Source organism: Rahnella sp. EDr1-12, assembly GCF_049206505.1.
GTDB lineage: Bacteria > Pseudomonadota > Gammaproteobacteria > Enterobacterales > Enterobacteriaceae > Rahnella > Rahnella rivi.
In genome coordinates, this window is record NZ_JBLZNY010000020.1 from 1 (window position 1) to 579 (window position 579).

Annotated in this window: 1 protein-coding gene; it reads right to left on the minus strand. The window is 42.3% G+C overall.

Translation table 11 applies throughout. The features are described 5' to 3' along the window. Positions 1 to 48: 48 nt before the first annotated feature. The gene (locus ACO0U8_RS24200; RefSeq protein WP_013578386.1) at positions 49 to 558 is read right to left on the minus strand and encodes a GrpB family protein; all 510 of its coding nucleotides are present in this window, start codon (positions 556 to 558) and stop codon (positions 49 to 51) included. Positions 559 to 579 lie beyond the last annotated feature (21 nt).

Here is a 579-nt window from a genome sequence, read left to right on the forward strand (position 1 = left end):
GAGCGGACATACCACCACATCATGCATTTGTGCCAAAAGTAACTTTTGTTATTTGTAGTCTCTAAGTGCCAGCCGGAGATGATGAGCGATAAAGTCGGCTTTAAGAGTACTATAGAGAGGAATATTATCCTCACTTGCCAGTGCTGCAGCATGCTTTATCTCAGCATACTCATCAGCTTCTTTCTTGTTTTTTCTCAAATAATCGCGGAACGCCAGATGTTTTACTATTTGAGGATTGCCTACGCCAAAAGCATGAACGTGATGACTACGGTGCTCTTCTCCTTTAGTGAAATATCTTCGATTTGGAATTCCATTTTCACCACGAACGCAGTATCCGGCACGCTCCATTGCAAAGTTTAATTTATCCAGCTCATCCAGATCATATACCTCCAGCAATATATCTATGATTGGTTTTGCTGATAGCCCCGGTATAGACGTACTGCCAATATGATGAACCTGTGAAATTACCTTCCCCAGCGTGTTCTGTAATAAGCCCCTTTCAGCCTCATATCGGGTATGCCATTGCTCTTCATACTCCACAACAATGATCCTACGCATTTTTTACTCCGGTTAACTTCT